General features: G+C 62.3%; 21 protein-coding genes and 2 tRNA genes. 17 read left to right on the top strand and 6 right to left on the bottom strand.

Going from position 1 to position 25,616, the window contains the following annotated elements:
• Window positions 1-401: 401 nt before the first annotated feature.
• Entirely contained in the window at window positions 402-1,250 is an 849-nt protein-coding gene (locus RI103_RS31165) for an FCD domain-containing protein (protein ID WP_310816523.1), read from the bottom strand.
• Between the two features lie 275 nt (window positions 1,251-1,525).
• Here RI103_RS31165 and RI103_RS31160 point away from each other — a divergent pair, with 275 nt between their 5' ends.
• The 8 genes from RI103_RS31160 to RI103_RS31125 all read left to right on the top strand — a co-directional run bounded on the left by RI103_RS31160 (window position 1,526) and on the right by RI103_RS31125 (window position 9,151).
• Window positions 1,526-2,734 carry an ABC transporter substrate-binding protein gene (locus tag RI103_RS31160; protein WP_310816521.1) on the top strand — a complete coding sequence of 403 codons (1,209 nt, stop codon included), beginning with the start codon at window positions 1,526-1,528 and terminating at the stop codon, window positions 2,732-2,734.
• 86 nt (window positions 2,735-2,820) lie between these two features.
• The gene (locus tag RI103_RS31155) at window positions 2,821-3,681 is read left to right on the top strand and encodes a branched-chain amino acid ABC transporter permease (RefSeq protein ID WP_106314729.1); all 861 of its coding nucleotides are present in this window, start codon (window positions 2,821-2,823) and stop codon (window positions 3,679-3,681) included.
• Complete coding sequence (locus RI103_RS31150; RefSeq protein ID WP_310816518.1) at window positions 3,678-4,733, top strand: branched-chain amino acid ABC transporter permease; 1,056 nt, start codon at window positions 3,678-3,680, stop codon at window positions 4,731-4,733. The genes RI103_RS31155 and RI103_RS31150 overlap by 4 nt, the downstream gene beginning before the upstream one ends.
• Window positions 4,730-5,497: an ABC transporter ATP-binding protein gene (locus RI103_RS31145; RefSeq protein WP_310816516.1), complete on the top strand. Its 768-nt coding sequence runs from the start codon at window positions 4,730-4,732 to the stop codon at window positions 5,495-5,497. Before RI103_RS31150 ends, RI103_RS31145 begins: the two co-directional genes overlap by 4 nt.
• On the top strand, window positions 5,494-6,195 hold the full coding sequence (locus tag RI103_RS31140; RefSeq protein WP_310816515.1) for an ABC transporter ATP-binding protein: 702 nt from the start codon (window positions 5,494-5,496) through the stop codon (window positions 6,193-6,195). The genes RI103_RS31145 and RI103_RS31140 overlap by 4 nt, the downstream gene beginning before the upstream one ends.
• A gap of 33 nt (window positions 6,196-6,228) precedes the next feature.
• Window positions 6,229-7,509: a Zn-dependent hydrolase gene (locus RI103_RS31135; RefSeq protein WP_310816514.1), complete on the top strand. Its 1,281-nt coding sequence runs from the start codon at window positions 6,229-6,231 to the stop codon at window positions 7,507-7,509.
• A complete protein-coding gene (locus tag RI103_RS31130) occupies window positions 7,506-8,996 on the top strand; it encodes a M81 family metallopeptidase (RefSeq protein WP_310816512.1) in 1,491 nt (496 codons plus the stop codon). Before RI103_RS31135 ends, RI103_RS31130 begins: the two co-directional genes overlap by 4 nt.
• Before the next feature lie 78 nt (window positions 8,997-9,074).
• Window positions 9,075-9,151: transfer RNA gene (locus tag RI103_RS31125), tRNA-Val, on the top strand.
• A gap of 237 nt (window positions 9,152-9,388) precedes the next feature.
• On the opposite strand, the gene RI103_RS31120 is transcribed toward RI103_RS31125, so the two are convergent.
• The 5 genes from RI103_RS31120 to RI103_RS31100 form a co-directional block, all read right to left on the bottom strand.
• Window positions 9,389-9,523 carry a hypothetical protein gene (locus RI103_RS31120; RefSeq protein ID WP_310816511.1) on the bottom strand — a complete coding sequence of 45 codons (135 nt, stop codon included), beginning with the start codon at window positions 9,521-9,523 and terminating at the stop codon, window positions 9,389-9,391.
• Between the two features lie 3 nt (window positions 9,524-9,526).
• Complete coding sequence (locus RI103_RS31115) at window positions 9,527-10,582, bottom strand: permease (protein WP_310816510.1); 1,056 nt, start codon at window positions 10,580-10,582, stop codon at window positions 9,527-9,529.
• A gap of 24 nt (window positions 10,583-10,606) precedes the next feature.
• Entirely contained in the window at window positions 10,607-11,674 is a 1,068-nt protein-coding gene (mnmH, locus tag RI103_RS31110) for a tRNA 2-selenouridine(34) synthase MnmH (RefSeq protein ID WP_310816509.1), read from the bottom strand.
• A 122-nt stretch (window positions 11,675-11,796) separates the two neighbouring features.
• Window positions 11,797-12,861, bottom strand: coding sequence for a selenide, water dikinase SelD (gene selD / locus RI103_RS31105; RefSeq protein WP_310816507.1), 1,065 nt, complete (start codon window positions 12,859-12,861; stop codon window positions 11,797-11,799).
• Window positions 12,862-13,053: 192 nt separating this feature from the next.
• Window positions 13,054-13,413 carry a beta-xylosidase gene (locus RI103_RS31100; RefSeq protein ID WP_310816505.1) on the bottom strand — a complete coding sequence of 120 codons (360 nt, stop codon included), beginning with the start codon at window positions 13,411-13,413 and terminating at the stop codon, window positions 13,054-13,056.
• 193 nt (window positions 13,414-13,606) lie between these two features.
• Between RI103_RS31100 and fdnG the strand changes: the two genes are divergently transcribed.
• The 9 genes from fdnG to RI103_RS31055 all read left to right on the top strand — a co-directional run bounded on the left by fdnG (window position 13,607) and on the right by RI103_RS31055 (window position 25,558).
• A complete protein-coding gene (gene fdnG / locus RI103_RS31095; RefSeq protein WP_310816503.1) occupies window positions 13,607-16,675 on the top strand; it encodes a formate dehydrogenase-N subunit alpha in 3,069 nt (1,022 codons plus the stop codon).
• A 9-nt stretch (window positions 16,676-16,684) separates the two neighbouring features.
• A complete protein-coding gene (fdxH, locus tag RI103_RS31090; RefSeq protein WP_310816502.1) occupies window positions 16,685-17,617 on the top strand; it encodes a formate dehydrogenase subunit beta in 933 nt (310 codons plus the stop codon).
• Window positions 17,604-18,260 (top strand): formate dehydrogenase subunit gamma, encoded by a 657-nt coding sequence (locus tag RI103_RS31085; RefSeq protein WP_310816500.1) that lies wholly within the window; start codon window positions 17,604-17,606, stop codon window positions 18,258-18,260. The genes fdxH and RI103_RS31085 overlap by 14 nt, the downstream gene beginning before the upstream one ends.
• 110 nt (window positions 18,261-18,370) lie before the next feature.
• Window positions 18,371-19,366, top strand: coding sequence for a formate dehydrogenase accessory protein FdhE (fdhE, locus tag RI103_RS31080; RefSeq protein ID WP_310816499.1), 996 nt, complete (start codon window positions 18,371-18,373; stop codon window positions 19,364-19,366).
• 35 nt (window positions 19,367-19,401) lie between these two features.
• Window positions 19,402-20,832: an L-seryl-tRNA(Sec) selenium transferase gene (gene selA, locus RI103_RS31075; RefSeq protein ID WP_310816498.1), complete on the top strand. Its 1,431-nt coding sequence runs from the start codon at window positions 19,402-19,404 to the stop codon at window positions 20,830-20,832.
• The gene (selB, locus tag RI103_RS31070) at window positions 20,829-22,742 is read left to right on the top strand and encodes a selenocysteine-specific translation elongation factor (protein WP_310816496.1); all 1,914 of its coding nucleotides are present in this window, start codon (window positions 20,829-20,831) and stop codon (window positions 22,740-22,742) included. The genes selA and selB overlap by 4 nt, the downstream gene beginning before the upstream one ends.
• 27 nt (window positions 22,743-22,769) lie before the next feature.
• A tRNA-Sec gene (locus tag RI103_RS31065) sits at window positions 22,770-22,865 on the top strand.
• A gap of 346 nt (window positions 22,866-23,211) precedes the next feature.
• The gene (gene istA, locus RI103_RS31060; RefSeq protein ID WP_310818620.1) at window positions 23,212-24,735 is read left to right on the top strand and encodes an IS21 family transposase; all 1,524 of its coding nucleotides are present in this window, start codon (window positions 23,212-23,214) and stop codon (window positions 24,733-24,735) included.
• A complete protein-coding gene (locus tag RI103_RS31055) occupies window positions 24,728-25,558 on the top strand; it encodes a hypothetical protein (protein ID WP_310816495.1) in 831 nt (276 codons plus the stop codon). Before istA ends, RI103_RS31055 begins: the two co-directional genes overlap by 8 nt.
• The last annotated feature ends 58 nt before the right edge of the window (window positions 25,559-25,616 follow it).

Here is a 25,616-nt window from a genome sequence, read left to right as displayed (position 1 = left end):
CGACTCGAACGCAGATTGATGGCTGCTTCGACTGTGATTTCCGTCGCAAATACTGGCGCGTGCAACCTTTCAACCAAAGTGCGCTACGCCTTTCGACCTTCCTTCAAGCTGCGGGTGTCTCGTCAATTAGAAACCTGCGTTGCCGCTGCGTTGCAACCAAGACGGCCTATTTGCCGCATGGACTCTGCGAGCAATCTCAATAGTGGCATGACGCCCGACCTGTGCCTCACCTGCCTCGACGGATTGCGCGTGGAAGCGCACCACGTCCATGGATATATGCCAGACACATCAAATCGATCGCATCGCTTCACCGGAGAATCAAGCCCCAGGTTCGCCAAGCGACACATCCGTCCGTTCCCCTCAACAAGCCGCCCGCAACCCCACCTCCATCAAACCCCGCCTCACTCCCCATCACCTTCATCCGAAGACGGCGCCACACTTCGCGCCCGCACGCGTCGCCGAATTTCCGAATCCAGAATCAGACGTCCACGCAGCTTCCCCTTCATCCGCTTCACGTAGCGCGGCGCCTCAGTCATATGAATCACCATCAATTCACGCACCTTCTCCACATCGCGCTCACGTGCTGCTTTGGTAATCGCTTTGTGAATCTTGACGTTCGCCTGGCCGAACCGCTCGTGTTCCGCTTGCGGCGTGTCATTACGAAACTCGATGAGTTGCCGGATCATTTCGTTGATCAACTCGCAACTAAAGCGCAGGAACGGATTCGGGTTCGCCGCCGCAAGGATGTCGTGAAAATTCACATCTTCCTGACGTTGCCGCACGATGTCCTGGCCGCTGTGTGACGAAGCCGGTCGATCGCAACACGCAATGCTCGCGTCGAGCGCGTCGAAGTCCTGCTCCGTCAGATGCGGCACGGCGCCTGCCGCGAGTTCGGGCTCCAGCAGTTTGCGCACCGTATAGATGTCGTCGATCGATACGTCCTTGAAGAACAGATAGTTCTGCAGGAGTTGCAACGTACGATCGAGCGGCACCTCCACCACCATGCCGCCGCCGCTCGGGCCGGTGGTCACTTTGATGAGACCTTGTACTTCGAGCGATTTCAGCGCCTCGCGGATCGTGCTTTTGCTCACCGAAAAGAGCTGCTGCAACTCCACCTCGCGCGGCAGGCGGTCGCCTGGCTTCAGGTCTTTCTCGGTGATGAGCCGCTTGATTTCCTCTGCGACCAGATCGCCGCGTTTTTGCTGCTTGATCTTAATCGCGGCGCCAGCCTTGGCGCGGTCAATGGCCATGTTCGATGCTCCCAGTTTGTCCTGCACGATCCTCGATCGATTCGCCGACGCCGTCGCAGCCTGAAAGGCCGCCTTGGCGCCGCCAGGAATTTTGCCTTATTGACACTCGAATTTATTGTACCTACGATCAAGTCCAGCCTATTTATCATGATAAATAGAACAAAGCCGATGTGGTGGAAAACTTCACGGCGGCCAGCAAGCTCAAGTAGTCGTTCGCGCAATGCGTGCAGTTTCGTAGTCGGTCAGTGCTTGTCTCTTTCCTAAGGAGCGTCATTTTGAATCGCCGAAATATGTTGAAGCTGGCCGCGTTGTCGGCCGTTCCGGGGACGTTGGGCTCGCTGGTCGCGCGAAGCGCGTTCGCGCAGGCCGGCGCCTTGCAGTTTGCCTGTCCGGTGCCGATGTCGGGCCCATTCGCGGCGAACGGCAAATACGCCGACCTCGGCATGAAGCTCGCTATCGAGCAGTACGGCAAGGTGCTGGGTCAACCGCTCGCATACACGGTGCTCGACACGGAAGGCAAACCCGCAACCGCTGTGCGCCGTGTGCAGGAAATCGCGCAGCAGAAGAATGCGCGCTTCTTTGCCGGCGGTATTCTGTCTTCCGAAGCATTGGCAATGGGCAAGGAAGTCCAGAAAGCAGGCGGTATTTTCATCACCACGGCAGGCGCGGACGAGATCACCGGAAAGGACTGCAACGACGCCACGTTCCGCTGGTCAGTACCGACCTACGGCGCGATCGAGCAGACGGTGCGTCCGCTGATCCAGATGCTGCCCAAAGCCAAACGCTGGTACACCATCACGCCGCAATACGTGTTCGGCGACGGTTTGCTCTCGGCCGCCAAGGCGATCTTCAAAGAGAAGGGCATCGAACATGTGGGCAACAGCTACCACTCGCTCAATGAAAAGGAATTCAGCGGCTATCTGACGAACGCAGTTGCAGCGAAACCCGACGTGCTCCTGATTCTGAACTTCGGCTCGCAATCTTCCGATACGTTGCGCCAGGCTGTGAGCTTCGGCATGAAGAACAATTGCACGATTCTGATGGCATGGGCGTCCGGACTCGAGCAATTCGAATCGCTCGGCGCCGACCTGTGTGAAGGTGTCTATTTCGGCGCACAGTATTGGCACGACATCGATTCGCCGCTCAACCGCGATCTCGTCAAACGTTCGAACGCCGCGTTCAAAGCGAACCCCAACTACAGCCTCGCAGGTTCCTATATCTGTACAAAGATCCTGCTCGACGGCATCGTGAAAGCAGGCAACGTCGACCCGAAGAAAGTGGTCGCCGCCCTTGAAGGCATGAAATACGACGGTTTGACCGGCCCGGAGGAAGTCCGCAAAGGCGACCATCAGGTGTTGAAGAACTATTATCTGTTGAAGGGCAAGGCGAAGAACAAGATGAAAAACGCCGACGACTACGCGGATATCGTGAGCTCCGGCCAATCGTTCCTGCCGCTCGACAAAACCGGCTGCAAGATGGCTTGAGTATGCCGTGCTGCGCACAAGCGCGGCGCGCACCTCGCGGCACCGTGTCGCGATTCCCCCTTCGCACCACCCTTTAGACGGACGCCATGAACGTTTATCTCCTGCAGATCGTCAACGGCATCGGAGTGGGAATGCTGTATTTCCTGCTCGCGGTCGGTTTGTCGATCGTGTTCGGCCTGCTGCGCTTCGTGAACTTCGCGCACGGCGCGTTCTATCTGCTCGGCGCGTACTTCTGCTATCAGGCGATGCAGTGGTCGATGAGTTTCTGGACTGCGCTCGTGGTCGTGCCGATTGTCGTGGGCGCGCTCGCGTGGGTTGTCGAGAAACTGATTCTGCGGCACGTCTATGCGCAGCAGCATGAGTTTCATATTCTCGTGACAGTGGGTCTCGCGCTCGTCGTGCAGGAATGTGCGATCCTGATCTGGGGACCGCTCGGCGATAACGTAGCGGTGCCCGACGTGCTGAACGGCGTGGTGATCTGGGGCAGTTTCGTGTATCCGAAGTACCGTCTCTTCGTGATCGGCTTCACGGCGGTACTGGCCGCGCTTTTGTGGTGGGTGCTGGAGGGCACGCGGCTCGGCAGCGCGGTGCGCGCGGGCAGCGAATCGACTGAGATGGTCTCGCTGCTCGGTATCAATGTGTTGCGTGTCTTCAGCCTCGTGTTCGCACTCGGCGCCGCGACAGCCGCGTTGGCAGGCGTCCTTGCGGCGCCGATTCGCGGCGTCGATCCGTTCATGGGTATCGAAGCGCTCAGCGTCGCGTTCGTCGTGGTGGTGGTCGGCGGGATGGGCAATTTTCTTGGCGCGCTGGTCGGCGGACTGCTGGTGGGGATCGTGCAAAGCGTGATGAGTACCTTGTGGCCGGAAGGCGCGCGACTGATGATCTACGTCGCGATGGCCGCCGTTCTGTTGCTGCGACCGAACGGCTTGCTCGGGAGGGCAGCATGATCGATACCTCGAAGCCTATCGGGCAGAACGCTGCTTCCGCAAAGACGCAACCCGGCCTGAAGCACTCATTGCATCGCTATCGCTTCCTGCTGCTGGCGTTGCTGGTGGTATGCGTTTTGCCCCTGACGCTGCGCTCCGGGTCGCTGGCTACTGAAGTGTTGGTGTTCGCACTCGCTGCTCTCGGCTGCAATCTGCTGCTCGGCCACACAGGTTTGCTCTCGTTCGGGCAAGGCATTTTCTTTGGGCTCGGCAGCTATTGCGCGGGACTGGTCCTCACCAAAACAGGGTTGCCGGTTCCCGCGGCTTTGCTTGCGTCGGCCGTCATCGGCGCGGCGGCCGCGGCACTGGTCGGCTGGTTTTCGATTCGCCAGCGTGGCACGTATTTCGTCATGCTGACGCTCGCGTTCGGGCAACTGTTTTATTTCCTCGCCTACACCACGCCGGATTTGACTGGCGGCGACAACGGCTTGCTCGACATTCCGCGCCCGGCGTTGGGACTGTTCGGCAAAACGATCGTGCCGTTGGCCTCGCCGTGGCAGTACTACGGTTTCGTCGCCGTACTGTTCCTCGTGGTGTTCTGGCTGTTGATGCGCGTATCGCACTCCGTATTCGGCCGCACGTTGCTCGCGATTCGCGATAACGAGGCGCGCGCGGCTGCGGTGGGCTACGACGTCAAACGCTTCAAGCTGATGGCGTTCGTCATCTCCGGCGCGGTCACGGGTCTGGCGGGCGCGCTGCACGCGTTGATGACGGGCATCGCGCCGCTTTCCAACATCGACTATCACACGAGCGAGATGATTCTCGTGATGACCGTGATCGGCGGCACAGGCAATCTGTTCGCCTCTGTATTGGGCGCCGCGTTCTACGTGCTGTTCGCCGACTGGTTGTCCACCTTGTGGCCTCGCTGGCTATTGCTGCTCGGCATCGTGCTGATCGCCGTCAGTCTGTTCATGCAGCGCGGTCTGTGGGGATTGGGCGAACGCATCTGGCAATCGCTGCGCCGCAAATCATCCGCCGACGCAGACAATGACGCAGGCAAGGAGCCGGTATGAGTGAAGCCATTCTGCGAGCGAGCGGCGTCGTGAAGCGCTACGGAAAATTCACGGCGCTCTCCGACGTCACGTTGAACATCATGCCGCGCACGGTGCATTCCGTGATCGGTCCAAACGGCGCGGGCAAAACCACGCTGTTTCACGTGTTGACCGGCACGTTGCCGATCACCGAGGGCAAGATCGTTTTCGACGGCCACGACGTCACGCACGAGCCGGACCATAGACGCGTGCGCCGTGGCGTCGCGCGCTCGTTTCAGGTAACCAGCCTGTTTGCCAATCTGAGCGTGCGAGAAAATTTGCGGCTCGCCGCGCAAGGCGTCGACGCGGTGCGTGCGTTGAATGCCTGGACGCCGCCGCACGGCGCGCTCACGCACGCGGACATCGTCGACAGTGTGCTCGAACGGCTCGCACTTCAGCGTTTCAGCAACGTAACGACGGGTGCGCTTTCACACGGTCAGCAGCGTCGGCTCGAAGTCGGCATGGCGCTCGCCGCGCGGCCCAAGGCGATCTTTCTGGACGAGCCGACCTCGGGCATGGGCATCGACGACCTCGACGACATGAAACAATTGATTCGTGGCCTGCGCGACGACTACACGGTGGTGTTGATCGAACACAATATGGGCATCGTGATGGACATCTCCGACACGATCACCGTCATGCAGCAAGGACGCGTGCTGGTGGAAGGGCGTCCCGACGACATTCGCGGCGACGAGCGCGTGCGCAGCGCCTATCTCGGCAACATGATCACCGGAGGCCGCGCATGATTCTCGACGTGCAACAGATTCACGGCTTTTACGGCAAGAGCCACATCTTGCAAGGCGTGTCCCTGCAGATCAACGATGGGGAAACGGTCACGCTGCTGGGCCGCAACGGCGCAGGCAAATCGACCACGCTGAAAGCGATCGCCGGCGTCGTCCCGCCGCAGCGCGGCACGGTCACGTTCAACGGCGCCAGCATCAGCGGCATGCCCCCGCATAAAATCGCCTCACGTGGCGTTTGCTTCGTGCCCGAGCATCGCGGCATCTTTCGTCTGCTCACCGTTGAAGAAAACCTGCGGCTCGGCGCGCGCAAAGATTCGCCGTGGCAGCTCGACGACATCTACCGCATTTTTCCGCGTCTGAAAGAACGGCGCACGAACGGAGGCGCACAGCTTTCCGGCGGCGAACAGCAGATGCTTGCAATCGGCCGCGCGCTGATGAATCACCCGCGTTTGTTGATGCTCGACGAACCGGTTGAAGGCCTCGCGCCGGTGATCGTCGAAGAAATCGTCGCGCAACTCAAGCTGATCCGCGAGGCGGGGGTGGCCATTCTGCTGGTCGAGCAGAACCTCGAAGTCTGCACGCAACTCGCGGATCGCCACTACATCATCGAACAAGGCGTGATCGTGTATGCGGGCGACAACGCGTCGTTTTCCGCGGACGACTCGATCAAGGACCGTTATCTCGGCGTCGGCGTGGTCTGACGCGCATTCAGTCTTCAACACGAGGAAGCATCGATGCAAGTTCATGAATCAACAACCATCGCGACGTGCGCCGATCTGCGAATCGACGGCGCGCGGCTCTGGGACAGTCTCATGCAACTCGCGCGGATCGGCGGCACCGAGAAAGGCGGTGTGTGCCGGCTCGCACTCACGGAGTTGGACCGTCAGGCGCGCGACCTTTTTATCGCGTGGGCGAAGGAGATCGGCTGTAGCGTGCGGATCGACGCAATCGGCAATATCTTCGCGCGCCGCGCCGGTTTGCGCGACGATCTGCCGCCGGTGATGACCGGCAGCCACATCGACACGCAACCTACAGGCGGGAAATTCGACGGCAATTACGGTGTGCTGGCGGGACTCGAAGTGCTGCGCACGCTGAATGACGCCAACGTGCGGACGCTCGCGCCGCTGGAAGTCGCGGTGTGGACCAATGAAGAAGGTTCGCGCTTCGTGCCGGTGATGATGGGCTCCGGGGTGTTCGCCGGCGCATTCACTCTGGAGCACGCGCTCGAACAACGCGATCGTGAAGGCATCACGGTGCGCGACGCGCTGTCTCAGATCGGATATGCCGGTGAAATCGAAAAACCGCACGCCGTGGGTGCCTATTTCGAAGCACATATCGAACAGGGGCCCGTGCTGGAGGCCCACGACAAAACGATCGGCATCGTGCAAGGCGCGCTCGGCCAACGCTGGTACGACGTGACGGTGCAAGGCATGGAAGCGCACGCCGGCCCCACGCCCATGGAACTGCGCCGCGACGCGCTGCTCATCGCGGCCGATCTGATTCACGCCGTCAACCGCATTGCGCTCGATCACGCGCCTCACGGGCGCGGCACAGTCGGCTGGCTCGACGTGCATCCGAACTCACGCAATGTGATTCCAGGCCGCGTGATGCTCACCGTCGATCTGCGTGCCGCCGACGATGCCACGCTCACGGCAATGGATAGCGCTTTGCGCGCGGCATGCGCGCTGGCGGGCGAGAAAGCCGGCATCACGGTGGACGTCGAGCAAGTCGTATACTTCCCGCCGCAACCGTTCGCCGCGGAACTGGTCGGCGCCGTCAAGCAGGGCGCGGACACGCTCGGCTTTGCGTCGATGGACGTGATCAGCGGCGCCGGCCACGACGCCGTCTATCTCGCGAGAGTCGCGCCCGCCGCGATGATCTTCGTGCCGTGCAAAGACGGCATCAGCCACAACGAAATCGAAGACGCCCGCGCGGATCATCTCGAAGCCGGTTGCAACGTGCTGTTGCAGGCCATGCTGAACGCCGCGCAGAAAGCGGGGAGCGCAGACGCATGAAAATCCTCATCGCGCGAATGAATCACGAGACCAACACGTTTTCCCCGGTGGCCACGCCGTTGGCGGCGTTCGGCCGCAACGGTCCGAGCTATGGCCAGGACGCGTTCAACGAGAACAAAGGCATGCAGACGGCGATGGCCGCGTTCATCGACGCCGCCGCGCACGAGCATGCCGACATCGTGACGCCTGTGTCGGCATCGGCGAATCCGAGCGGACCCGTCGAGGCCGCCGCTTACGATGCGATCTGCGAGGCGATCGTCTCGGCCGCGGCGGGTTGCGACGCCGTCATGCTCGATCTGCACGGCGCGATGGTCGCCGAGAATTCGAACGATGGCGAAGGCGACTTGCTCGAACGCGTGCGCGCGTTGCTGCCGGATGCGCCGATCGCCGTCGCGCTCGATCTGCACGGCAACGTCACGCAAAAGATGATCGACAACGCGGACGTGATCGTCAGCTTCAAGACCTATCCGCACGTCGACATGTACGAGACCGGCGCGCACGCGGCGCGTCTGATGTTCGATTTGGTCCACGGCAAGGCGAAGCCCGTGATCGCATGGCGCCAGCCGCCGCTGCTCACGCACACGCTGCGCAGCGCGACTGCCGAAGGCGCGATGAAGCGTGCCGTGGAGGCCGCGCGCGCCGCCGAGGCCGACGGCATGCTCGCGGTGTCGGTGCTGTCGGGCTTTTCGCTGGCCGATATCGAGGCGCCATGCATCAGCGTCGTGGTTGTGGGCAATGGCGAACGAGCCGAGGCCGAAGCGGTGGCGGAACGCATCGCGCGACAGATCTGGAACGAGCGCGAAGATTTCGTGTATCGCAGCGCGCCGCTCGGTGAATCCGTCGCACAAGCCGCCGCGTTTGCAAGAGGCGCCGACAAGCCCGTGCTCCTGCTCGATCACGGCGATAACTGCATGTCAGGCGGCACATGCGACACGATGGATCTGCTCGAAGAAGCCTTGAAGCAGAAGCTCGAAGGCATTGTGAGCGGACCGTTGTGCGATCCGCAAGCGGTCGCCGCGTTGATGTCGGCCGGCGTCGGCAGCACGGTGACGGTGACCATCGGCAACAAGGTCGCGAGCGATGCGCTCACGCCGCGTGCGCCGCTTGCCGTAACCGGCGTGGTGCGCGCGCTGACCGACGGCGAGTACGTGATCAGCGGCCCGACCTACACCGGACAGCGTGCCTTCATGGGGCGCGCCGCGGTTCTCGACACAGGCACCGTCAAACTCGTGATGACCGAGCGCACGCACGAACCGTGGGACCTCGGCGTGTTCGAGAGCGTCGGCATCGATCCGCGTCGCGCGCGTTTCCTGTTGCTCAAATCGCGCATGTACTGCCGGCCGGTTTTCGTGCCGATCGCCGCGGCGCTGGTGGAATGCGATAGCCGCGGTGTGACGAGTTCGGACTATGGCCTGTTCGCTTTCGAGCATGTGAAGCGGCCGGTTTATCCACTCGATGCGCAGACCGAGTGGGCATCCGCGAATTGAATGCAACGCGCTTGCCGATAGAAGTGCTGTTGGGGGCTTGTGCTGAGCGTGCGCCTTCTCTATAATTCGCGCCTCTAAAGGCTCGTAGCTCAGTTGGTTAGAGCACCACCTTGACATGGTGGGGGTCGTTGGTTCGAATCCAATCGAGCCTACCAACGCATCCGTGACGTAGACGAAAGCGGCTCCGCTTTCGTCTACTGTCAGGTTCTCGCATCACCTCGGCGCACTATTCAGCGCGCCGCTGTCCTGTCAGTCTCTGTCCTCCGTATTGCCTCCAGTTCGACACAGCGCCACTTGTTCGCAAAGAATGCCTTTGCGTGCACAGCGTTGCCGTCTCACGTCGTCGTGCGCGCGGATGCCGAGGCCGCCGCGGCACGCACACCAGCGCGCTGTCACGGACGAAGCAGATCATAACCGGCCAGCGTAACCACACCGCTCAACACGATCAGCGCCACCGAATGCTGTCCGAAGTAAAGCAGGCCGGCAGCCGACCAGCATGTCAAAGCAAATGCGGCAATACGTCTCATGCTTTAAAACCTCAAGGCTACCGCCAGCAACCCGCTGATCACACCGCACACCACGACGGCCAATGCCACGACCGTCAGCACGCGTCGCGGAAACGAGCGTCCGAGCATGGCCATCGACGGGACACTGATCAGCGGCAACGTCATCAGCAGCGCGCCGGCCGGCCCGGCCGCCATGCCGAACGAGAGCATGGCCTGGATGATCGGCACTTCGCCCGCGGTCGGAATCACGAACAGCGCGCCGGCGATGGATAACGCGATGATCCACAGCAGGCTGTTGTCGATCTCCGGTCCGACATGCGGAAACAGCCACGTGCGCGCCGCGCCGAGAATCAGCACCAGCACGATGTATTCGGGAACGAGCCGCAGCGTCATCGTGCCGAGGATTTTCACCCAGCGCGCGAACGCGGTGCCGGGCACATCGCCGGCGACGAGTTGCGCCATTGCTTCGCGCGACGCTTCGGCTTCCTTCGGCGTGACCATGCGGTTCACCAGATACCCGAGACCGAACACCATCACGATGCCCAGTGCGAGCCGCAAGCCCATCCACTGCCAACCGAGCACGAAGCCCATGAAGATCAGGGTGGCCGGATTCAAAGCGGTATTGCCGAGCCAGAACGCGATCGCCGCGCCCGGCGCCGCCTGACGCGCACGCAGGCCCGCCACGACCGGTGCCGCGCAACACGTGCACATCATGCCCGGCAGCGACATCAAGCCACCCTTCACCACGCTGCTAAAATCGGTCCGGCCGAGCGCGCGCGCCACCCATTGCGGCGGAATCAATGCCTGTACCGCAGAGCCGAGCAGCAGTCCGAGCACCATGGCTTGCCAGATCGCCTTGCCGTAGGCGAGGGCGTAGTCGATGGCAGCCTGCCACGACGCAGCCGGCGCGCTAGCCGACGTGCCCATCAGGATCGATTTGCCGATGGAGTGCTGGCTCGCGGCCACGAACGCGCGGTTGTAGTACGGGAACCACTTCACATAAAAGAGGCCGACGACGGCGATCAGCAGAAAGACGATCCAGCCGAAAGCGACTCGTGGTTGTCGGAGGGTTGATTGCATGGTGGTCTTGAAGGTTGGTTTTAATCAGATGATGGCGAGCGCGCTGCTGTCCAGTTGCGCAAGCAGTGCTCTCGCCTGGTCGACGACATCGGCGTCGTTGGGGCGGAAATTCAATTGCAAAGCGCGCGGCAACTGGACGAAATGCTGATGGCTGCTGCGCGCATACGCCGGATCATAGTGACGCTCGATCAACTCGCGCGCGAGTTCGGCGCGCCGGTTCTCGTCGACGAGCCGTTGCCAGCCCGCGACACGTTCCTTGCTATGCAAACCGACCATTTTCTGCAGTTGCCCCTTCAGCGACTCGGGATCGTCGAACAGATGGGCATAGTCGTGAAGCAGGAACGCCGCGCGATCTTCGCGGCTCGACATCACCTCGACGCAGCGGCCCTGATGAAACGTTTCGAGCAGCGCGAGCGGCAGCGCAACGGAGCCGATGCGCCGGCTTTCAGCTTCCACGAACACCGGCCGTGCCGGATCGAACGTGCGCAGCGCACCCACGAGCAGCGTATCGAAACGCTTTTGCGACGGCTGAGGCACGCCGGCCCAGGCGCCGAGCAGCGAGCCGCGGTGCGCAGCCAGCGCTTCGAGATCCAGCGTCTGCGCGCCCGCGGCGTTCAGGGCCGCGAGCAGGCGCGTCTTGCCGCTGCCGGTCGGGCCCACCAGCGCGATGTAGGAGAAAGTCTTCGGCAAGGTGACGAGCGTGTCGAGCGTGGCCCGCCGATAGGTCTTGTAGCCGCCATCGAGTTGGCGCGCCTGCCAGCCGATCATATTGAAGAGCGTGGTCACCGAGCCCGAGCGTTTGCCGCCGCGCCAGCAATAGATCAGCGGCCGCCAGTTGCGCGGCCGGTCGGCGAAAGTCGTCTCCAGGTGATGCGCGATATTGCGCGCGACCAGCGCCGCGCCGATCCGCGTGGCTTCGAACGGCGATATCTGTTTGTACGTCGTGCCGACCAGCACGCGCTCTTCATTGCTCAGCACGGGCGCGTTCAACGCGCCCGGAATGTGGTCTTCCGCAAACTCGAGAGGCGTGCGCACGTCGATGATTTCATCGAAATCACCTGCTTTTTCGAGGCTGACGAGTAGATTTTTCAAGGACTTGGGGACAAAACGGGCCGGCTGCGGCAGGGTGAAATTATCGCATGCGCCGTGAATGCCGGTGGGCGGGCGCTGAGGGCTGTTTCCCCCATGCGCTCCCACACCGCCGCTCGCGGGGCTCAGATGACCTCGACGCGTCCCTCTCCACTGACCATTTCGCCGATCACGCAGGCCTCGCCGAACCCGTCGGCGCGGAACACGGCGAGAACCTCGTCGACGGCTTGCGGCGCACACGAGACCAGCAAGCCGCCCGAGGTTTGCGGGTCGGTGAGCAGGGTGCGCGCCGTTGCAGAAAATGAGGATGGCAAAACGATGTTCTTGCCGTATGCGTCCCAGTTGCGTCCCGAAGCGCCGGTAAAAATACCGGCTTGCGCGAGGCTCACCACGTCCGGCAACCACGGCAGATCCGCGTAGCGCACGCGGGCGGTCAGGTGCGAGCCGCGCGCCAGTTCCAGCGTGTGGCCGAGCAGGCCGAAGCCGGTGATATCGGTGAGCGCGTGCACGCCGTCGAGGTTCGACAGGTCCGCGCCCGGCCGGTTGAGCTTGGTCGTCGCGCCGATCATGGCGGCGTAACCGGCGGCGTCGAGCCGGTCTTTCTTCAATGCCGCTGAGAGAATGCCCACGCCTAGCGGCTTGCCGAGAATCAGCACATCGCCCGCTTGCGCGCCCGCGTTGCGTTTGACGCGCTTCGGGTCGACCACGCCGATCGCGACGAGGCCGTAGATCGGCTCGACCGAATCGATCGAATGGCCGCCGGCGAGCGGAATGCCGGCCTCGGCGCACACGGATTCGCCACCCTTCAGCACGGCTGCGATCACCTCATGCGGCAGCACATTGATCGGCATGCCGACGATGGCCAGCGCCATCAGCGGCTTGCCGCCCATGGCGTAGACGTCGGACAGCGCATTGGTCGCGGCGATGCGGCCGAAGTCGAACGGGTCGTCGACGATCGGCATGAAGAAGTCGGTGGTGGCGACGATTGCCTGCTCGTCGTTGAGCTTGTAGACGGCGGCGTCGTCGGCTGTGTCGTTGCCGACCAGCAGGTCAGGAAAGAACGGCAGCGGCGCGCTGCGCTTGAGCAGATCGGCGAGCAGGCCGGGCGCGATCTTGCAGCCGCAACCGCCGCCATGCGACAGACTGGTCAGACGGGGCGACGCGCTAGCGTGGGTGGGAGTATCGGTCATTGTGGCGTGCATTTCAGGCTACGAATGACCGCATTATGATGGTTGTTCGGGCGACGCGCAGGAATGGCAGTCGCCCAAGCGTTCCGGGCAGAGCGCAAAACCCGGCGTTCATTCCTCTGAAGTTGCCCGCCACGCGCCGCACGCTCGCAATGCGCTGCCGCAAAAGCGCGGCAAAGCCTCGGCAAGCACGCTTTATTTATTGCTGCCTGCGCCGGTGCCATAGAGCCCGCTATCGAACCCGCCTGCGCCTTGGCTCGTGTGACCCTGCCCGCCAGTCTTGCCGCGCGTGTTTGCCGAACCGCCGCCCTTCGTCTGCGGCTTATGCGATTCATGAACTGTGGACGCGGACGGATCGGGCGCCGACCCCGTCGAAGAAGTGCGATTCTCCTGCTGCGACGAACCGCTGCCTTGGGTGATCTGGGCAAAGCCGTGCGGACTGAGTACGAGCATCGCGGCACCCAGCGCAAGCGAGACAACCTTGACCGGCACACGCCATTCCACTGCGCCTTCAATGCTGTCTGCGGAAGAAAAACTGAAAGGTCGATAGATCATAAGTGTCCCAATGTTCTGCAGTAAGCGTCGACGCATGAGCTACAGATGCAGCAATAACAATGCCGCGGTTTTTGAAACCGGCTGTGACACTTCATATTAGTTGCACTGTAGAAGGTCTGCGTCATCGCTGCAGGACTTCATGCGGGCCTCTATAATCATGATCAGTGTCCCCTTAAAGAGCCGAGGCCATTCAATGCCCCATATGTCCCGGCGACAATTTCTGAAGGTTTCCGCCACTACGCTTGCCGGATCGAGTCTCGCCCTCATGGGCTTCTCGCCGACACCCGCGCTAGCGGAAGTCCGTCAGTACAAGTTGTCGCGCACAACCGAAACCCGCAATACCTGCCCGTACTGTTCGGTAGGCTGCGGCATCCTGATGTACGGACTCGGCGACAACGCCAAGAACGCAAAGTCCAGCATCATCCACATCGAGGGCGATCCCGACCATCCGGTCAATCGCGGCACGTTGTGCCCGAAGGGCGCGAGCCTGATCGACTTCATTCATAGTCCGAGCCGTCTGAAGTATCCGGAGTACCGCGCGGCCGGTTCGAATGAATGGAAGCGTATTTCGTGGGAAGACGCGCTCGATCGCATTGCGAAATTGATGAAGGAAGATCGCGACGCCAATTTCGTCGAGACCACGGCAGACGGCAAGAAGGTCAACCGCTGGCTGACCACCGGCGTGCTCGCAGCATCGGCCGGTAGCAATGAAGTGGGTTATCTGACGCACAAGACTGTCCGCAGTCTTGGCATGCTCGCATTCGACAATCAAGCACGTGTCTGACACGGCCCGACGGTGGCAGGTCTTGCCCCGACGTTTGGCCGTGGAGCGATGACGAACCATTGGGTCGACATCAAGAACGCGGACGTGATTCTCGTGATGGGCGGCAATGCGGCCGAGGCGCACCCGTGCGGTTTCAAATGGGTCACCGAAGCTAAAGCGCATCGCAAGGCGAGGTTGATCGTGGTCGATCCGCGCTTTACGCGCACGGCATCGGTTGCGGACTATTACGCGCAGATTCGGACTGGCTCGGACATCGTGTTCCTCGGCGGGGTGATCAACTATTTGCTCACCAACGACAAGATCCAGCACGAGTATGTGAAGAACTACACGGACATGCCTTTCATCGTTCGTGAGGATTTCTCGTTTACCGACGGCCTTTATTCCGGCTACAACGCCGACAAGCGCAGTTACGACAAGAGCTCGTGGGACTACGAACGCGGCGACGACGGTTTTGCCAAAGTCGATCCGACGTTGCAGCACCCGCGCTGCGTCTATCAGCTGATGAAGCAGCACTACTCGCGCTACACGCCCGAGCAGGTCGAGAGAGCGTGCGGCACGCCCAAGGAAAAATTCCTCAAGGTGTGCGAGATGCTGGCATCGACGGCTGTTCCGGGGCGCGCCGGCACGATCCTGTACGCGCTCGGCTGGACGCATCACTCGATCGGCTCGCAGATCATCCGCACCGGCGCGATGGTGCAATTGCTGCTGGGCAATATCGGCATTGCGGGCGGCGGCATGAATGCGCTGCGCGGTCACTCGAACATTCAGGGTTTGACCGACCTCGGTCTGATGTCGAACCTGTTGCCGGGTTACATGACGCTGCCAATGGAAGCCGAGCAGGACTTCGACGCCTTCATCGCAAAACGCGCGAGCCAGCCGCTGCGGCCGAATCAGTTGAGCTACTGGCGCAACTATCGCGCGTTCCATGTCAGTTTCATGAAGTCGTGGTGGGGCGATAACGCGACCGCCGAGAACAACTTCGGTTTCGACTATCTGCCCAAGCTCGATAAGTCCTACGACATGCTGCAGGTCTTCGAGCTGATGAATCAAGGCAAGATGAACGGCTACATCGCGCAGGGCTTCAACCCGCTCGCCGCGGCGCCGAACAAGGCGAAGATCGGCGCGAGTCTGGCCAAGTTGAAGTGGCTCGTCGTCATGGATCCGCTCGCTACGGAAACGTCCGAGTTCTGGAAGAATTTCGGCGAGTTCAACGACGTCGATCCCGCTTCGATCCAGACCGAGGTGTTCCGTTTGCCGACCACCTGTTTCGCGGAAGAGCGCGGTTCGCTGGTCAGTTCCAGCCGCGTGCTGCAGTGGCACTGGCAGGGAGCGACCGGCCCTGGCGAATCAAGGAGTGATCTCGAGATCATGGCGGGCCTGTGGCTGCGCATCCGCGAGGCTTACCGGAAGAACGGCGGCAAGTATCCCGATCCGATTCTCAAGATGAGCTGGCCGTATGCCGACCCGGAAAGCCCGACGCCCGAAGAGCTGGCGATGGAGTTCAACGGCAAGGCGCTCGCCGACGTCACCGACGCGACCGACAAAACCAAGGTGCTCGCCAAAAAGGGCGAGCAGCTGGCGAGCTTCGCACAGTTGCGCGACGACGGCACTACCGCGAGCGGCTGCTGGATCTTCTGCGGTGCATGGACTCAGGCGGGCAACCAGATGGGCCGTCGCGATAACTCCGACCCGACCGGCATCGGCAATACGCTGAACTGGGCGTGGGCGTGGCCGGCGAACCGGCGGATTCTGTACAACCGCGCTTCGTGCGACGTGAGCGGCAAGCCGTTCGATCCGACACGCAAGCTGATCGCGTGGAACGGCAAGACGTGGACGGGAGCGGACATTCCTGACTTCAAAGCCGACGAACCGCCCGAAAACGGTATGAATCCGTTCATCATGAACGCGGAAGGCGTGGCGCGCTTCTTCTCGCGCGACGGTCTGGTGGAAGGGCCATTCCCGGAGCACTACGAACCGTTTGAAACGCCGCTCGGTTACAACCCGCTGCATCCGGACAACAAGGCGGTCGTCAGCAGTCCGGCGGCACGCGTGTTCCCCGATGACCGGGCTGCGTTCGGCACGCACGAGAACTTCCCGCATACGGCGACCACGTATCGTCTGACGGAGCATTTCCACTACTGGACCAAGCACGCGCGTTTGAATGCGATCGTGCAGCCGCAACAGTTCGTGGAGATCGGCGAGGATCTGGCGAAGGAGGTGGGCGTGGTAGCCGGGGATCGCATCAAGGTGTCGTCCAATCGCGGGCACATCATTGCCGTGGCGCTCGTCACCAAGCGGATCAAACCGCTGATGATCGAAGGAAAGAAAGTCCAGACCGTCGGATTGCCGTTGCATTGGGGCTTCAAAGGACTCGCGAAGCCGGGCTATCTCGTCAATACGCTGACGCCCTCCGTGGGCGACGGGAATTCGCAAACACCGGAATTCAAGTCGTTCCTCGTCAAGGTCGAAAAGGCATAAGGAAAAGAGATGGCACTGCAATCACTGGACATCAAACGCCTCTCGGCCACGACCTTGCCTGAACCGCAAGTGCGTGAGCCGGTCACGGGCACGGTCGCCAAGCTCATCGACGTGTCGAAGTGCATTGGCTGCAAGGCGTGTCAGACCGCCTGCATGGAATGGAACGATCTGCGCGATGAAATCGGCACGACAACCGGCATCTACGACAACCCGCGCGATCTGAGCGAGCATTCGTGGACCGTCATGCGGTTCTCGGAATACGAGAACACCGAAGGCGATCTCGAGTGGCTGATCCGCAAGGACGGCTGCATGCACTGCGAGGATCCGGGTTGTCTGAAGGCCTGTCCGTCGCCGGGCGCGATTGTGCAGTACACCAACGGCATCGTGGATTTTCACGAGGAAAACTGCATCGGCTGCGGCTATTGCGTTACCGGTTGCCCGTTCAACGTGCCGCGCATTTCGAAGAAGGACAACCGCGCGTACAAGTGCACGCTGTGTTCGGACCGCGTGGCGGTCGGCCAGGAACCGGCTTGCGTGAAGACGTGTCCGACCGGCGCGATCATGTTCGGCACCAAGGAGGACATGAAGCAGCAGGCCGCCGACCGGGTTGAAGATCTGAAGGAACGCGGTTTCCAGAACGCCGGTTTGTACGATCCTGCCGGCGTGGGCGGTACGCACGTCATGTACGTGCTGCATCACGCCGACAAGGCGAACCTGTACCACGGTTTGCCGCAGAATCCGAAGATCAGCGCGATGGTTGCGCTGTGGAAAGGGCTGGCCAAGCCGCTGGCGCTGGCGGGTATCGCGTTCGCGGCCGTAGCCGGGTTCTTCCACTACACGCGCGTCGGTCCGAACGAGGTGTCCGAGGCGGAAGAAGCCGAAGCCCAGCACGAAGCCGACGAAGCACGCCGTTCGCGGGAGGCATCCAATGAAGCATCCTGACCATACCGATCTGAAGGACGTGAAGGGCAACAGCCTGATCGTGCGCTACACGCCCAATGAACGGACGAATCACTGGATCACCGCCATCACGTTCGTCCTGCTGGCGCTGTCCGGCCTCGCCATGTTTCATCCGGCCATGTCGTGGCTCTATGCGATCTTCGGCGGTGGCCAGTGGACGCGGATTTTGCATCCGTTCGTCGGCTGCGTGATGTTCCTGTCGTTTCTGATTCTTGCGTTGCGCTTCTGGCATCACAACTATCTCGACAAAGCCGACCTTCAGTGGATGAGGCAGATCGACGACGTGCTCAACAATCGCGAGGAAAAGCTCCCCGCGATCGGCAAGTACAACGCCGGCCAAAAACTGCTATTTTTCACCATGGTGATCTGCCTGCTGCTGTTGCTGGCGAGCGGCATCGTGATCTGGCGCCGCTATTTCTCGTTCTATTTTCCGATCGAGATCATCCGGCTCGCGGCGGTGGTGCATGCGGCAGCGGCGTTCGTGCTGATCGTCGGTATCGTCGTGCATATTTATGCGGCGTTGTGGATCAAGGGGTCGATTGGCGCCATGACGCGCGGCACGGTGACCTACGGCTGGGCGCGCAAGCATCATCCGAACTGGTTCAAGGAAATCATCGGTAAATAGCGGTCCACGCATAGGCAACCCAGGCAGCGCGGATTCCGGCGCGCTGCACCCGAGCCGCCGCCTTTGTTCGATGAACGGCGGCGGCTCTTCAGTTTTCAGAGGTCGATACTGTGGTTCAACGTATTCTCGAAGCCGGCGATATTGAATCGCTCGATCATTCGGCGATTCCGCGCATTCGCATGCCGGAACGGCTCGCGGTGTTTGCCGCGCGCGCCGCGCGCCTGCGCCAGCTCGCGGCGCTCGATAATCCGATCGCCGGCTATTTGCGCCTGATGGCCGTGCTCGCCGACGCGCAGCAAGCGGCGATCGCGAGCTTCAAGGCGCAGCCGCCCAGCCCCGAGTTAATTGCGAGTGCGCAGCAGCATTCCATGCCGCTGATTCCGGCGCGTTCCGGCGTGCGCGATCCGGCGTGGCGCGACGTGCTCCGCCAGTTGCTCGACAGGGTGGCCGCCGCGGGTCCGCTCACACCACCGCTCGAAGCGCTGATCGACCGGCTGCGCACGCTCGACACCACCTCGCTCGACTTCCAGGCCGACGCGATCTTCGCGCAGCGCTTCGAAGAAGTCGATCCGGCGAGCGCGCCGTTCATCATGGCCGCGCTGCAAGTGGTGTGGACCGACCTCGCTGCCGATATCGACAAGCGCGAGGTGCCATACATCGAGACCCTCGGCTTGTGTCCGGTGTGCGGCTCGCATCCAGTGGCCAGCATCGTGCGCGTGGGCGGCGCGTATGACAATTACCGCTATCTGCAATGCGGCCTGTGCTCGACCGAGTGGCACATGGTTCGCGCCAAGTGCTCGAACTGCGATTCGACCAAGGGCATTGCCTATCACGCGGTCGGCTCGCCCGATGCCGACGAGGCCGCGCGCGAAGCGGAATCGAAGAACGCGGTGCTGAAGGCGGAATCGTGCGACGAATGCCATACTTATCGGAAGATCGGCATTCAGTCGAAGGACTACGATTTCGAACCGTTCGCGGACGATCTCGCCAGTCTGACGCTGGATCTGTTGATGGGCGCGGAAGGTTACCAGCGTGCGTCGCCGCATCCGTGGCTGTGGCCCGAGCAGGCCGGCAGCGCGGATGACTCTTCCGACGAGTCCGATTAGCAGCGAGTGGATACGACCAGAAAAGGGATTGCCTCGTGAGCGATGTAAGTGGCGCTGAATTGCGGGCGCTGATGGCGCGCGTGCCGTCGGTGGAGAAGGTGATGGCGTCGGCCGAGTTCGCGGTGCTGCTCGGCGCGTACGGCCGCACGCAGGTGTTGGGCGCGGTGCGCGAGGCGCTCGACAGCTGGCGCGCCAGCGCGCAGTCGGGCGATGCGTGCGTGAGCGCGCTCGACGTCGCGCAACTGAAGAACTCGGTCGAAGCCGAGCTGCGTCAGCGCAATGAGTCGCGCTTGCGTAGTGTCTTCAATCTGACCGGCACGGTGCTGCATACCAATCTCGGCCGCGCATTGCTGCCCGACGAAGCAGTCCAGGCCGTCATAAGAGCACTCACGCAGCCCGCTAACCTCGAGTTCGACCTTGGCACCGGCAAGCGTGGCGATCGCGACGATCTGATCGATGAGCTCATCTGCGAATTGACCGGCGCCGAAGCGGCCACCGTGGTCAATAACAATGCCGCCGCGGTGCTGCTCACGCTGTCCGCGCTGGCGTCGAAGAAAGAAGTCATCGTGTCGCGTGGCGAGCTGGTCGAAATCGGCGGCGCGTTTCGCATTCCCGACATCATGAGCCGCGCGGGCGCGAGGCTGCGCGAAGTCGGCACGACCAACCGCACGCATCTGAAGGACTACGACGAAGCCATCGGCCCGCAAACCGCCCTGCTGATGAAGGTTCACGCCAGCAACTATGCGATCAGCGGCTTCACCAAAGAGGTCAGTCTGGATGAAATCGCGCCGCTCGCCCACGCGCGCGGACTTGCAGTTGCCGTGGACCTCGGCAGCGGCACGCTGGTCGATCTGAGTCAGTGGGGCTTGCCGCGCGAGGCGACGGTGCGCGAAACCGTCGAGGCCGGCGCCGACCTCGTCACGTTCAGCGGCGACAAGTTGCTGGGTGGTCCGCAGGCCGGTTTGATTGTCGGGCGGCGCGATCTGATCGCGAAGATCAAGAAGCATCCGCTCAAGCGTGCGTTGCGCGTCGGCAAACTGACACTCGCGGCGCTGGAGCCTGTGCTGCAGTTGTATCGCGCGCCGGAGAAACTCACGGAGCGGCTCACCACGTTGCGTTTATTGACCCGTTCCGCCGACGAGATCCGGCTCGCTGCGCAGCGCGTGCAGCCCGTGTTGCAGCGTGCGCTCGGCGAACGCTATGCGGTGGCGGCGGAGCCGATGTTCAGCCAGATCGGCAGCGGCGCTTTACCGGTCGACGTGCTGCCGAGCCATGGTCTCGTTGTCAGAGTGGCGGACGGCAAACGCGGTGGCCGTCAATTGCTCGCGCTCGAAAAGATGCTGCGCGAGATGGCGCGGCCCGTGATCGGCCGTATCGCGGACGATGCATTGCGCCTCGACCTGCGCTGTCTCGAAGCCGCCGATGAAGCGCAACTGATCGAGCAATTGAAAGGCGCGCGCGCATGATCGTCGGTACGGCCGGGCATATCGACCACGGTAAAACGAGCCTGGTGAAAGCGCTGTCGGGCGTCGATACGGATCGTCTCAAGGAAGAAAAGGCGCGCGGCATTTCGATCGAACTGGGCTACGCGTACGTGCCGCTCGAGAATGGCGACGTGCTCGGCCTGATCGACGTGCCGGGCCACGAAAAGCTCGTGCATACCATGACCGCCGGCGCGAGCGGTATCGATTTCGCGCTCCTTGTAATAGCCGCCGACGACGGCGTGATGCCGCAAACGCGTGAGCATCTGGCGATCGTCGAATTGCTCGGGATTCAACGCGGCGCCGTCGCGCTGACCAAGGTGGACCGCGTGGACGTGCAGCGTCTGCAGGAAGTGCACGATGAAGTGCGTGCGTTTCTGAGCGGCAGCGTGCTCCGGGACGCACCCGTGTTCGATACCTGCGCGGTGCGCGCCGACGATCCCGGCGTGGCCGCGCTGAAGGCGCATCTGCACGCGGCGGCCGCGGCGTGGCGGATGAAGCGCGACGACGGCCTGTTCCGTCTCGCGGTCGATCGTGTCTTCACGCTCTCGGGGCAGGGCACGATCGTGACGGGCACCGTGGTGTCGGGCCGCGTGGCTGTGGGCGACACGATGTTGCTCGCGCCGAAGAATCAACCGGTGCGCGTGCGCAGCATTCATGCGCAGAATCGTCCGGCGCAAAGCGGACGCGCCGGCGAGCGCTGCGCCTTGAACCTGGCGGGCATCGAGAAGAGCGCGATCGATCGTGGCGACTGGATCGTCGATCCGCGGCTCTCGCAGGCGTCGGAGCGGATCGACGTCATGCTGACGCTGCTCGCGGATGCATCGCTCACATTGGAGCATTGGGCGCCGCTGCATGTGCATCTGGGCACGCAGCACCAGGTTGCGCATGTCGCGTTGCTCGACGGCGAAACACTCGGCGCTGGGCAGCGTGCCCGCGTGCAACTCGTGTTCGAGCGGCCCGTCTGCGCGCTGCCGGGCGATCGCTTCGTGGTGCGCAACGCGCAGGCCACTCGCACGATCGGCGGCGGCCATGTACTCGATCCCTTCGCGCCGTCGCGCAAGCGTCGCTCGGCCGAACGGCTGGCGTGGCTCGACGCGCTTCAGACCCTGCTCGATACCGGCACGCTCGATGCCATGTTCGCAAGAGCGCCGCATGGCTTGTCGCGCTCGCTGCTGGAACGTTTGACAGGCAGGCTGGCGGCGGCGCTCGCGTTGCCGGTCAATATGCGTGTGGTCGAACTGCCTGGCGAGGACGCGTTACTGGTCGCCGACGCGCTCTGGCAAGCGCTGAACACGCGATTGACGACGGCGCTCGCGCAGTACCACGAACGCTCGCCGGACGAGTTGGGCCCGGACGTCTCGCGTTTGCGGAGGATCGCGGCGCCGCTGGTGGAAGACGCGCTGTGGCGCGCGCTTGTCGACGATGCCGCCACGCGTGGTGAGATCGTCAAACGCGGACCGTGGCTGCATCTGCCGGGCCACACGGTGACGCTCGACGACGCGGATCGTGCGCTCGCGGCGGCGCTGCTGCCCGCGGTGAAAGCGGGGCACTTCGATCCGCCGTGGGTGCGCGATCTGGCCGGCGCGCACGGCGTATCCGAGGAGCGTGTGCGTCACTTGATGCGCAGACTCGCGCGGCAGGGCGAGCTGTTTCAGGTCGTGCGTGATCTCTTTTATCACCCGGAGGCGATTCGGGAGCTGGCTTCGATTGCGGCTGCCGAAGCGAACAGGAATGCCGGCACGGTTGCCGCCGCACCGTTTCGCGACGTCACGGGATTGGGCCGCAAACGCGCGATTCAGCTTTTGGAATTCTTCGACCGGGTTGGGTATACTCGCTTCCACCGTGGCCTGCATCTGTTGCGCACGGATAGTCGTTGGCTCGATCTGCTCTGATCGGCAACGTGTAGTTCAATCACCGTAGGAAGGCATTCGTGTCCGGTGGCGCGGCTGGGCTTCAAACCCAGTTGAGGGCGTTAGACGCTCTCAGGTCGGTTCGACTCCGGCTGCCTTCCGCCAGACACGGCTTCCGGGCAATTCCGATATCTTCCGAAAACGTCCTCCAGGTCGCTGATTTTAGAGCGGTTTATGGGTAACGGCGTGCTTGCCGCTTGCGCCAACGTCCCGCACAATTTCCACACGAAGTATGGGTAGCGACATGGGTTTTGTGGGTAGGAAGGGAGGGCAACATGGCAGGACGACAGTTGCATCGGCTCAGCGCGCTGCGGGTCGCGAAGGAGGTGGCTCCGGTGTTTACGCCGACCGAAAATTCAGCCACATGTAGGGATCGCGCCGACTGAAAATTGAGCCGGGCAATCAACCTATCCTGCTAGTTTTTCTGGCAGGGTGTTTGGGGATGATCCCGATGACGATGATTGGCAAGGTGCGGCGGATGTTCCACCGCCAGAACAAGTCGGTACGCGAGATAGCGCGTCTCACAAGCCTGTCGCGCAACACGATTAGTAAATATCTGAACATGGATGTTCAGGAGGAGCCGAAGTATCAGCGGCGCTCGCAGCCGACTCGGTTGACGCCGTTTCATGAGGTGCTGGTGCAGGCGCTCAGTGTCGACGCGCGGCGACCAAAGAAGGAACGCCGCACCGCCTGGATGCTGTTCCAGGAGATCAAGGCTGGCGGCTACGACGGCTGTTACTCGCGGGTGACCGATTTCATCCGGGCCTGGCGGCAACGCGAAGGCAAGGCGGTTTCGAAGTCGGCGTTTGTGCCGTTGCGATTCGAGCTGGGCGAGGCATTCCAGTTTGACTGGTCTGAGGAAGGACTGGTTGTCGGCGGCATTTACCGCAAGCTCCAGGTGTCGCACATGAAGCTAGGTGCGTCGCGGGCGTTCTGGCTGGTTGCCTATCCGAGTCAGGGGCACGAGATGCTGTTCGATGCCCATACGCGCTCGTTCGCGGCTTTCGGCGGGGTGGCCCGCCGGGGCATCTATGACAATATGAAAACGGCCGTAGACAAGGTGCACAAAGGCAAGGGTCGCACGGTCAATCCGCGTTTCGCAGTGATGTGTTCGCACTACCTGTTCGATCCGGACTTCTGCAACGTCGCCAGTGGCTGGGAGAAAGGCGTAGTCGAGAAGAACGTGCAGGACAGCCGCCTGCGTATCTGGATTGAGGCGCGTGGGCAACGCTTCGGCAGTTTCGCTGATCTGAATGCATGGCTGGCGACCCGGTGCCGGGCGTTGTGGGATCAGGTGAAGCATCCGGACTATCGTGAGCTGAGCGTCGCCGACGTGTTCGAGCAGGAACGCGCTCATCTGATGCCGATGCCAACACCGTTTGACGGTTATGTTGAGCGTACGGCACGAGTCTCGTCGACCTGTCTGGTGGTGATTGGCCGCAATCGCTACTCCGTGCCATGCGAATTCGCAGGCCAGATGCTCAGCACGCGGCTCTATCCTGGCCGTGTTGTGGTGGTCGGCGACGATGCCGTGGTGGCCGAACACGATCGACTGACCGACGAAGAACAGGTGCGATACGAGTGGCAGCATTACATCCCGCTGATCCAGCGCAAGCCAGGAGCCCTGCGCAACGGTGCGCCGTTCCAGGATATGCCCGATCCGCTGCAACGGCTGCGTCGGGCGTTACTACGCGAGCCAGGTGGCGACCGGGTAATGGCTAAGGTTCTGGCGCTGGTCCCGGAAAGCGGTCTGGATGCCGTAGTGGTTGCAGTCGAACTCGCATTGGAGCAGGCGCCGCCCTCCGGGCGCGTGAGCGTCGAGCATGTGGTGAACGTGCTGTCGCGCATGCGCAGCGTGCAGATGCCGCCGAAGATCGATACTGCGCTACAACTGACGACACCGCCGCTGGCCGACACATCGCGCTACGACGGGCTGCGCCCGGCACTGCAACAGCCGGAGGCCGGTCATGCGTGATCTGATTGTCGAACTCAATGGACGTGTGCGTCTGAAGGTGCAATCGAATGGCGTGCCGGTAGGCCGCGACTGGACGCCTGGCGACCGCGGCGGCTTCTACGCCGCCGTGGCGCGCAAGGCGCAAGGGCAGATCCAAAGCTCATTCGACAACGGCATCGCGCAGCGTTTCCCCGAAGGCGTCGGACTCGTGCCGTATCTATCGTGGGAACAGTTTGCGATGCAGCCTGCGATTCAACGCTTCTGGACGAAGCAGTTGGCGATTCCGGATCAGGTGGTGTTGCGTCCGGAAACCGGCAGCGCGGAACAATACGCCTCGCTGGTCTACAACCCGACGCTCGATATTCGGCAAGCCGAAAATCTTCAGCAGCTGAATGCGCCCGCGGAGCAGTTCGCCGATTCCGCGCCCTACGAGAAACTCGGCAAGGACGGTGTGCGCGCCTTGATCGTGCCGCCCATCCCATTGGGATTTTCATTGCTTGGCGCGCTGGTGCATATCTTCAAGTTCACGCTTGGCGTGACGCAGTTCGTGACGATACGCGCGTTTGCGAACGGCTTCTATAAAACCATCGGCATTCTGCTCGGCGTTGCGGCCATCTTTGCGGCGGCCAATGCGCGGGCCGCGTCGCCGATCACGCAGGAAAAGCTCTTCGTCGAGCGCATCTATCCGGACGCACAAGGCAAATACGGCACGACCGCGATGTGGCTGGTGCGCGGCACGATCCATCTGCAGCCGGTTGCGTATCCGGCGTTCGAGTTCGTGCGGCGCAGCGTGCTGGGCGGCGCGACTTTCGGTGCTGCAATCGGTGCGACGCCCAAGGTTTGAAACCGAAGGGGTCGCGCGCAGCCGAAAAAAAACAGGGTATGGGAAAGGGGAGTTAAGT

Origin of the sequence: Paraburkholderia sp. FT54 (assembly GCF_031585635.1) — a bacterium.
Classification (GTDB): domain Bacteria; phylum Pseudomonadota; class Gammaproteobacteria; order Burkholderiales; family Burkholderiaceae; genus Paraburkholderia.
The sequence above is the reverse complement of the archived record's forward strand: the minus strand, read 5'-3'. Positions and strand labels throughout refer to the sequence as shown.